Here is an 8,506-nt window from a genome sequence, read left to right on the forward strand (position 1 = left end):
ATACCCTGCTTAGCAATTAGACTTAACTATGGGTATTTTGTTACAAATTAAATTATAAATTTGCCGCAAATTTGTACTATCACATCTATGAAAACCTTATTAATTAGCCTTTTAGGCACCAGCCTTTTATTAACGGGTTGCGGTACTGCAAAACGTATTGAGGCCCTGAAACCCGAACCGGGCAATTCTACCGAAGTTGTTTATAACAAAACATCGTCGTTTATAAGCCTGCCGGTAAGTGTTACACTTGCCGATATTGAAGGCCAGACCAATAAATTATTTAACGGCCTTGTATACGAAGATAACGACATTACCGCAGACAACGTAGCTCTAAAAGTTTGGAAAACCGCCCCAATTAAATTTACCGACAAAAATGGGCACCTTGTAAGTGTGGTACCCCTAAAAATAAGCGGTAAGGTGCGCTACGGAACCACGGCAATGGGTATAGACATGTACGATACCCGCGACTTTGACATTAATGCCAACATTACTTTTGACAGCGATGTTGCCATGAGCAACTGGAAACTGAAAACCGAAACCAAGATAGCTTCTATAGACTGGGTTGAAAGCCCATCTGTTACCATTGCCGGAAAAAAAGTACCGGTAACCTACCTGGTTAACCCTGCGCTTAAGCTGTTTAAAAGCCGTATAGAAAATGAGCTTGATAAAGCAATTAGCGACGCTGTAAACTTTAAGCCGCAAGTATTGAGCGCCCTTGAAAGCGTTTCTAAACCCATGCTTACAAACAAGGATTACAACACATGGTTTAAATTAACCCCGGAAGAATTGTACGCCAGCGATGCCCGTATAAAAAACAAGCAGATTGTAATGAACATGGGGCTAAAGTGCAGCATGGAAACTACCGTGGGCCAGCAACCAAAACAAAGCTTTGACAAAAACAAAGTGGTACTTAAAAATGACCAGAATATACCGGATAAGGTTTCTATATCTGTAGCTGCTATATCTACATTTCAAACAGCAAGCCAAATGATAAGCAAAAACTTCCAGGGGCAGGAGTTTGGCGATGGTAAGCGAAAAGTAACAGTGCAAAAGGTAGACCTGTGGAGTAAAGACAACAAACTTATTGTAGCACTAAACCTTACCGGCAGCATAGACGGCACGATTTACCTGAGTGGTATTCCAAATTATAACGCGGTTACAAAAGAAATTTACTTCGATAAAATGGACTACATCCTGGATACCAAGAGCGCGCTTATGAAAACCGCTAACTGGCTTGCAAGTGGTATAATCCTGAAAAAAATTGAAGAAAACTGTCGCTATTCTATAAAAGAAAACCTGGAGCAAGGCAAAAAAGCTATTGCGCCATACTTAAACAACTATTCGCCTGTGGCGGGGGTTTTTGTAAACGGAAACATAGAGAACTTCGATTTCGACAAAATAGAAATCACTAACAGCGGCATGGTTGCCTTTATAAAAGGTACCGGAAAAGTAAACCTAAAAGTAGACGGGTTAAAATAACAGCCTGTAAAAACAGCTATAAAAAAGAAGCGCAGTTTATAACTGCGCTTCTTTTTTTGCTTTGGTACGCATACGGTAAACAATAAAACCAACCAGCCCTACTAACAGGTACGGAAACACCATAAGGTACACAATACCATCGTTAACAGCTTCGGGTTGTACGCCCTGTTCGTTGTTTTCAAGTGCTGCACGGCACATGGCACACTGCGCATGTGCTAACGAACCGGTAAGTATTAAAAGTAGCGTATAAAAATACGTACGTATAGTATGTTTAAACATTAGTTATGGTAATAAGGAGATATCATAAAGTAAACAATTACGCCGGTTATGGCCACGTACATCCACATAGGGTAAGTAACGCGTGCCAGCTTCTTGTGGCGCTCATAGCTTCCTGAAATACCCCTTACAAATGTAAAGAGTACAAAAGGTATAATAACCACCGAAAGTGTTATATGAGTGAACAGAATAAAGTAATACACATAGCGTATACTACCCAGCGCAAGCTTTTCGGCATCTTCTAAATTGCCATTATGGTCAGTATCTCCAAAAACGGTAGTAATACTGGTCATGTGATACGCAACATACATTACCAAAAAACTTAGTGACAGTGCTATTGCCACCTTAACAAGCCTTTCGTGAAGCGACCTGTTTCCGCGCTTTACAGCGGCCACCGCAATAAACAACACCACAGCCGTAAGGCCGTTAATGCCGGCATATATGGGTGGTAAGAATGATAACGGCTGAACATTATAACCCATTTTCGGCAGGTTAATACCAAATAGTGCTGCAACCGCAATAGGGATAATAACAGAAACGGCTATAATCCACTTACTATATTTCTTTTCAGATTCTAAATATTGTTCCATTGGTTACTATAATTATTATTCTAAAAGCTTTTTAATATCCTCTTTAAGCGCGTCTATACCGCTTTGCTCTAAACCATCGTAATACATAATCGGATTGCCAAACTGGTCTTTCCTGCAGCGGATGTTACCATCCTGGTCTACCAGCGCAAATAAGCCTGAATGTTCAAACCCTCCCGGTACATTAGGGTTAGTGCCGGCATACAATTTAAACTGCTTGGCCAGATTGTAAATATAATCGCGATCGCCGGTTAAAAAATGCCAGTTATAATGCTTAGCCCCCAGCAGTTTGCCATGTGCTTTTAGAACAGCCGGAGTATCGTGCGCTGGATCTATGGTTATAGATGCAATACCAAAATCAGGGCGACCATAAAACGCCTCCTGAAGCTGGAGCATATTTTGGTTCATTTTAGGACAAATGGTAGGGCACGTGCTAAAAAAGAACTCTACCACATACACCTTGCCTTTATAATCATCGTCAGATATTTTTTTATTATCCTGATCTGTAAGCTCAAAAGCAGGCACCTTACCAATATCAACCAGATCTGACTTCTTAAAACGGTCTACTATTTTTGGCACCGCCCATATACCGAAAATCAGCACAATGAACGAGATACCTATGTATGATTTATTCTTCATAAATTAAATTTTTCTTTTTGCTGCCTGCTGGTATACATTATTCTGCTTAAGCGCAAGCCTGTATTCCCTCAGCATTATTTTTACATCGTCGGTCATGTCGTTATGAAGCTCACTTACAATAAACATATTGTAACCGTCTTTAAAACCTACAGCACCCTTGCTATCACTGCCTTTACGGCCTCTAAGCGCGCGTTCTTTATCTATTATATACACGTATGGGCTTCCGCAATGTGCATCCAAAGGTTCTTTAACCTTTAGTGAGGCATGAAAAGCACGTATATCGGCAGGATTAGCAAACACAAACTTCCAGTCGCTAATATCCCCCATACGCTTAAGACTTTCCTGTAGAGCAGTTACCTTCTGCTCGTCGCCTGTAGGTAGCAGCATTACCATCTGAAAATCAGTGAACCCCCTGTACTTGGCATTGATTTTCTGGTTAAGGTTAAATATGGCTTCCTTACGGGGTGTTATATCATCTCCCGGAAATCCTATAATGGAAATTTTCCCCGTAAGATGAACGGGCTGCTTATCTAAAGTAGAACCTACAGGCAGCTCATTTACATTTTTGGTAATCTTAGGAAGAAAGAGCGAATTATGCTTAACCATTGAAAAATATACATATAGGATAAGCGGCGCCACAAGCAGTACAAAAAGTATTATTTTTTTCATAATAAGGCACACATAAGAGTATACAAAATTAAAAAAGGCGGTTGATATAACCGCCTTTTTTATGAATTAATGTGTATTAGAATATCCACTTGTATTGACTGTTGTGGAATACTTCATATACGTAATTACCTTCAACAAGTAAGATGAACACTAAATAAATTATAAGAAATATTAGTGGGGCAACAATAGACCACCTGAAACCGGCTTTTTCGCCTTCAAGGTGCATAAACGCCCACATAATATAGTATGCTTTTACTATAGTAAGGATAATAAATAACCAGTTTAACAGGTTAAGATGAAACAACTCATTGTGGTGCAGCGCAGCTGGCTTAACAATACCAAAAGCAACTTCAACGATTGTTATGATAGAAAGAATTCCGAAAACAGTCCAGATTCTTTTTGTGTTCGATTCGTGAGCGTGAGCCATGATTCTGTTTATTTTTTAATGTTATTAAACAAGGTAGAAGAATGTAAATACAAATACCCACACAAGGTCTACAAAGTGCCAGTAAAGACCCACTTTTTCAACCATTTCGTAGCTCTTTCTTTTTTCATAAGTACCCAGTAGTACGTTAAAGAAAATAAGGATGTTGATTATTACACCAGAGAACACGTGGAAACCGTGGAAACCTGTAATAAAGAAGAAGAAATCAGCAAACAGCTTGTGGCCGTATTCGTTATGCTGAAGGTTAGCGCCTTCTACAACCATTGCAAAATCCTCAATTTTAGCAACAGACGCTTCATGAGAAAGCACTTCTTTCTTCTTAGACTTAGCGTCAATATATTCTGTCCTTATAACAATATTAGGATTAGCCTTAAGACCGGCAGCTACTTCCTCAACAGAATAAGATGGAAGAGATGCCCCACTTTCAAACCAAATACCTTTGCTCTTGGTTTTCTCAACCCTTTCAGAAGGTATTTCAACAGCAAAATCTTTAAGTGCTACCCTTTTGTTTGTAGTAGCATCTACAAACTGTAGTACAGCACCACCTTTAGTTTCAACAGCGCCAAATTCACCGCTAATAAAATTTTTCCATTCCCAAGCCTGAGAACCAAGGAAGATAAAACCACCCACAATGGTAAGAAGCATATAAATTGCCACTTTGGTTTTCTTCATGTGGTGCCCTGCATCTACAGCAAGTACCATAGTTACAGAAGAGAAAATAAGGATAAAAGTCATTAACGCTACATAGTACATAGGGGCATCTACGCCGTGCATAAACGGAAAGTGTGTAAACACCTCGTCGGCTATAGGCCATGTACCGATAAATTTAAACCTTGAGAAACCATAAGCGGCAAGGAATCCGGAAAAAGTAAGCGCATCAGACATGATGAAAAACCACATCATCATCTTACCATAGCTTGCTCCAAGAGGCTCGTTTCCGCCGTCCCAAGTTTTGCCTGTAGTGGCTGTTGAAGTAACTGTCGCTGCCATAAAACGTTATTAGGTTAAAAAGTTCCCAAATTTACATTTTTTTATTTTAATAGAAATAGAAAAATAAAAACAAATAAACCCACAAAAAGTCGAGAAAATGCCAAAAAAGCGCACCTAACTCTATTCCAAGGGTTTGGGAAGGGTTATATTTATGTTTAAAATGATTATAAATTACAACTAAAAGAACCAGAAGCCCCGCAAACAAGTGCACCAGGTGCAACACTATGATTACGTATAAAAACTGGGTGGTTATATTACTGGCCGGCCCGGTTAAATAAAGGCCGTTTGCCACAAACTCAGAAAACCCGTAAAACTGGGAAACCACAAATAATACACCCAGCGCAAGCGTAGCCAAAAGCATGGCTGTAGCACCAGAGTGGTTACCTTTTTTTACTGCCGTTTTGGCAAAATGAAACGTAAAACTGCTTATAAATATAGCTACCGTACTCACTAAAAATGCCTGAGGCATTTCCAGGTTTTTTAGCCAGTCCGGCCTTGAAGAACTTACTACGTAAGCGCTGGTTAAACCGGCAAACATCATAAACATGCTTATCATGGCAAACCATAAAAGCATTTTTTTACTCCTTGCATTCCTGTCGTTGTGCTCCTGCACGCTCATAAGAACCTTTTCCATAACGGATGAGTTAACTATTTTATCTTAAAAATTTATCGGCAATATATATCACCTGTAACAGTGATATATAAGAAACACTAACCAGCATAAGCTTTTTAGCCGACTGGGCGTCCATTTTATTGTATAGTTTTACAGCATATACCAGCATCCAAACCCCTAGCAAAAGCACTAATGCAGCAGCAACAATACTAAGCCTTAACGAACCTGTAATCCCTGTAACCGGAAACACAGAAACAATAATAAGCCAAATGGTATATAGTATAATCTGCAAAGCCGTTTTCTTATCTTTTTCGCCGGTAGGCAGCATAAAGAAGCCTCCTTTTTTATAGTCTTCATAAAGAAACCACCCGATAGACCAAAAATGAGGAAACTGCCAAAAGAATTGTATAAGGAAAAGCGTACCCGCCTCTATATCAAAATCGTTAGTACAAGCTACCCAACCCAACATAAACGGAATAGCACCCGGAAACGCCCCCGCAAAAACCGATAACGGCGTTACCGTTTTTAGCGGCGTATAAATACTGGTGTATAAAAATATGCTCACCGCGCCAAACATGGCAGATTTAGGATTGATACTATACAGTATGCCTACCCCAATGATTGTTAATATACAACCGAAAATAAATGCCCCGCGAACCGAAACCCTACCGGCCGGTAAAGGCCTGTTTTTTGTTCTGTCCATAAGCGCATCAAGGTCGCGCTCAATAATTTGGTTATATACATTAGAAGCACCCACCATGCAGTAACCACCAATAGCTAAAAGCATTAGAGTAATCCAACTGAAAGGATGCTCATCTGAAACGCCAAGCAGGTAACCGGCAAGGGAAGAAAAGACAACGCTTAGTGCCAAACCTGTTTTTGTAAGTGCTTTAAAATCTGCAAAAACGGATTGCACGGAAAATGTAGTATCAGACGCGTTCAAAGTAGCTTTCATGGGTTTTTAAAAACTCATGCAAAGATAGTTTGAAATGTTTGTTTTAAAAAACAAATACTGCTAAAATGCCACGTAAAAAAATTTGATATTTTTTTTAATTTACAACGCAACCTTTTTAAAACCGCTGCATCTTACTAACAGAAAAGACCGGGAAACCGGCCTGCTCTGTTGCTATGAAAAAGAAAAGTTTTGCAAAAATGCTATGAAAGAGAAAGCCTTCTCCCTTTAAAAGGAGAAGGTTTTTTCGTTAATAGCCACCCTCTGCCGAGGCGCCCGAAACAATGGCCTTGGCTGACGACGTCCCTATACGCTTTACGCCCAGCTTTATCATAGCCATTGCTTCTTCATAATTCCTTACCCCGCCGGCGGCTTTTACCGGAAGCGGCGCTGCGTTTTGCAGCATTATTTTAACACCTTCTATAGTGGCACCGTTAGGCTTACCATCCTCTGTTTTATAAAAACCTGTAGATGATTTTACAAAAATGTTGTTGTAATCTTCAAGGTCAGCAGTGGCAGACACAGCACCTTTTATAAGCTGACATATACCTGCAACTTGCTCATCGGTAAGGGCCGCGATTTCTATTATCCATTTTACCACCCTGCCGTGAGCAAGACCTAACGCAGTACATTTTACCACTTCTTCCTCCACAAGCGCAACCTCTCCATTTATGTAAGCTGAATAGTTAGCCACAAAATCAAGGTCATCAGCCCCGTCTTGTATGGCCTGCCTGGCTTCTTCAAGCTTCGCCTCTACCCCACCTTGGCCTAGCGGAAAATCTATAACCGTACCTACATCTACATTAGAATCTGCCGCGGTAATCATTTGGCACGCCATGTTAACCATATCCGGGCGTACCATTACCAGTTTAAAATTTTCTTCAATCGCTTCGTTTACCAATTGTTTTACAACCTCACGATTTTCATCGGGTGTAAGCCCCGCCTGCTCCGGCAGTTTTAAATAAGTAGAATCAAGGTACTGACGTATATTTTCCATAACTATTTTTATTGAATGGTATAAAAAACAAAATCCCGGAGGATATCCGGGATTTAAATTTAATGCTTTTTTACTTTATCTGCAATCCAAAATAACAATGTTGCAACAAGACTGCCTGATGAATTTGCAAAAACATCTGTCATATCCGGGCTGCGGTCCTGGGTAAATAATCCCTGACAAACTTCTATAAGCACACCGAATAAAACGGTAGCTATAAAAACCGCCAACCTCACTTTACCCCTATTGCTAAAAGCGCGATAGCCATACAATGTCCATAATGCAGTAAGCGCAATGTAAAAAGAAGCGTGTACGTATTTATCGGCATTTTCCTGTGTGTTAATGCCCTGAAAATTTTTCATACTTATAAGGCACAGCACGGTAATAAAAGTTGTCCATATCACAGCGGCCCAAAAGTAAAATTTACGCACCTATTTCGTTTTTGTATTGTTCGCTATCAAATAAAGTTTCTATTTCAGACGGGTTGGCAATTTTCACCTTTACCATCCATCCTGCACCGTAAGGATCTGAGTTTACAAGTTCAGGGTTAGCCTCCAACTCTTCGTTAAATTCTACGATTTCGCCAGACAACGGAAGGAAAAGATCTGATACTGTTTTAACAGCTTCTACCGTACCAAACACCTCATCTTTGTCCAGGGTTTGGTCCAGGCTGTCTACCTCTACATAAACAATATCTCCCAGCTCTTTCTGGGCAAAGTCAGTAATACCTACAGTAGCAATGTCTCCATCTACTTTTACCCACTCGTGGTCTTTGGTATACTTTAGTTCAGAAGGAATATTCATGTTGTTTGTTGTTTTTTTAGCAAATGTATGTTTTATAGGGCAACATTAAAAATGTTTT

12 protein-coding genes are annotated in these 8,506 nt (G+C 39.9%); 1 reads left to right on the forward strand and 11 read right to left on the reverse strand.

Features of this window, described 5'->3' with window-relative positions; translation table 11 throughout:
• The first annotated feature begins 87 nt into the window (after positions 1–87).
• Entirely contained in the window at positions 88–1,479 is a 1,392-nt protein-coding gene (locus ACLI08_RS00545; RefSeq protein WP_411426503.1) for a DUF4403 family protein, read from the forward strand.
• 36 nt (positions 1,480–1,515) lie between these two features.
• Here ACLI08_RS00545 and ACLI08_RS00550 read toward each other — a convergent pair whose 3' ends face one another.
• The 11 genes from ACLI08_RS00550 to gcvH form a co-directional block, all read right to left on the reverse strand.
• On the reverse strand, positions 1,516–1,758 hold the full coding sequence (locus tag ACLI08_RS00550; protein WP_411426504.1) for a hypothetical protein: 243 nt from the start codon (positions 1,756–1,758) through the stop codon (positions 1,516–1,518).
• Positions 1,758–2,345 (reverse strand): DUF420 domain-containing protein, encoded by a 588-nt coding sequence (locus ACLI08_RS00555; RefSeq protein WP_411426505.1) that lies wholly within the window; start codon positions 2,343–2,345, stop codon positions 1,758–1,760. The genes ACLI08_RS00550 and ACLI08_RS00555 overlap by 1 nt, the downstream gene beginning before the upstream one ends.
• A gap of 15 nt (positions 2,346–2,360) precedes the next feature.
• Positions 2,361–2,981, reverse strand: coding sequence for an SCO family protein (locus ACLI08_RS00560; protein ID WP_411426506.1), 621 nt, complete (start codon positions 2,979–2,981; stop codon positions 2,361–2,363).
• 3 nt (positions 2,982–2,984) lie between these two features.
• Positions 2,985–3,650: a hypothetical protein gene (locus tag ACLI08_RS00565; protein ID WP_411426507.1), complete on the reverse strand. Its 666-nt coding sequence runs from the start codon at positions 3,648–3,650 to the stop codon at positions 2,985–2,987.
• A 76-nt stretch (positions 3,651–3,726) separates the two neighbouring features.
• Positions 3,727–4,077: a cytochrome C oxidase subunit IV family protein gene (locus tag ACLI08_RS00570; protein ID WP_411426508.1), complete on the reverse strand. Its 351-nt coding sequence runs from the start codon at positions 4,075–4,077 to the stop codon at positions 3,727–3,729.
• 24 nt (positions 4,078–4,101) lie between these two features.
• Positions 4,102–5,085: a cytochrome c oxidase subunit 3 gene (locus ACLI08_RS00575; protein ID WP_411426509.1), complete on the reverse strand. Its 984-nt coding sequence runs from the start codon at positions 5,083–5,085 to the stop codon at positions 4,102–4,104.
• A 46-nt stretch (positions 5,086–5,131) separates the two neighbouring features.
• Positions 5,132–5,719: a heme-copper oxidase subunit III gene (locus ACLI08_RS00580; protein ID WP_411426510.1), complete on the reverse strand. Its 588-nt coding sequence runs from the start codon at positions 5,717–5,719 to the stop codon at positions 5,132–5,134.
• Between the two features lie 19 nt (positions 5,720–5,738).
• A complete protein-coding gene (gene cyoE, locus ACLI08_RS00585) occupies positions 5,739–6,641 on the reverse strand; it encodes a heme o synthase (protein WP_411427365.1) in 903 nt (300 codons plus the stop codon).
• 259 nt (positions 6,642–6,900) lie between these two features.
• Complete coding sequence (deoC, locus tag ACLI08_RS00590) at positions 6,901–7,647, reverse strand: deoxyribose-phosphate aldolase (protein ID WP_411426511.1); 747 nt, start codon at positions 7,645–7,647, stop codon at positions 6,901–6,903.
• Between the two features lie 59 nt (positions 7,648–7,706).
• Complete coding sequence (locus tag ACLI08_RS00595; RefSeq protein WP_411426512.1) at positions 7,707–8,006, reverse strand: VanZ family protein; 300 nt, start codon at positions 8,004–8,006, stop codon at positions 7,707–7,709.
• Positions 8,007–8,067: 61 nt separating this feature from the next.
• Complete coding sequence (gene gcvH / locus ACLI08_RS00600) at positions 8,068–8,448, reverse strand: glycine cleavage system protein GcvH (RefSeq protein WP_411426513.1); 381 nt, start codon at positions 8,446–8,448, stop codon at positions 8,068–8,070.
• Positions 8,449–8,506 lie beyond the last annotated feature (58 nt).

Origin of the sequence: Flavobacterium sp. RNTU_13 (genome assembly GCF_046614455.1) — a bacterium.
Taxonomy (GTDB): Bacteria; Bacteroidota; Bacteroidia; order Flavobacteriales; family Flavobacteriaceae; genus Flavobacterium.

What these genes read in the sequence shown, in the direction of transcription:
- ACLI08_RS00595 (WP_411426512.1), bottom strand. Translation starts at nt 8,006, where the DNA reads ATGAAAAATTTTCAGGGCATTAACACACAGGAAAATGCCGATAAATAC.
- gcvH (WP_411426513.1), bottom strand. Translation starts at nt 8,448, where the DNA reads ATGAATATTCCTTCTGAACTAAAGTATACCAAAGACCACGAGTGGGTA.
- deoC (WP_411426511.1), bottom strand. Translation starts at nt 7,647, where the DNA reads ATGGAAAATATACGTCAGTACCTTGATTCTACTTATTTAAAACTGCCG.
- ACLI08_RS00575 (WP_411426509.1), bottom strand. Translation starts at nt 5,085, where the DNA reads ATGGCAGCGACAGTTACTTCAACAGCCACTACAGGCAAAACTTGGGAC.
- ACLI08_RS00555 (WP_411426505.1), bottom strand. Translation starts at nt 2,345, where the DNA reads ATGGAACAATATTTAGAATCTGAAAAGAAATATAGTAAGTGGATTATA.
- ACLI08_RS00570 (WP_411426508.1), bottom strand. Translation starts at nt 4,077, where the DNA reads ATGGCTCACGCTCACGAATCGAACACAAAAAGAATCTGGACTGTTTTC.
- ACLI08_RS00580 (WP_411426510.1), bottom strand. Translation starts at nt 5,719, where the DNA reads ATGGAAAAGGTTCTTATGAGCGTGCAGGAGCACAACGACAGGAATGCA.
- ACLI08_RS00560 (WP_411426506.1), bottom strand. Translation starts at nt 2,981, where the DNA reads ATGAAGAATAAATCATACATAGGTATCTCGTTCATTGTGCTGATTTTC.
- ACLI08_RS00550 (WP_411426504.1), bottom strand. Translation starts at nt 1,758, where the DNA reads ATGTTTAAACATACTATACGTACGTATTTTTATACGCTACTTTTAATA.
- ACLI08_RS00565 (WP_411426507.1), bottom strand. Translation starts at nt 3,650, where the DNA reads ATGAAAAAAATAATACTTTTTGTACTGCTTGTGGCGCCGCTTATCCTA.
- ACLI08_RS00545 (WP_411426503.1), top strand. Translation starts at nt 88, where the DNA reads ATGAAAACCTTATTAATTAGCCTTTTAGGCACCAGCCTTTTATTAACG.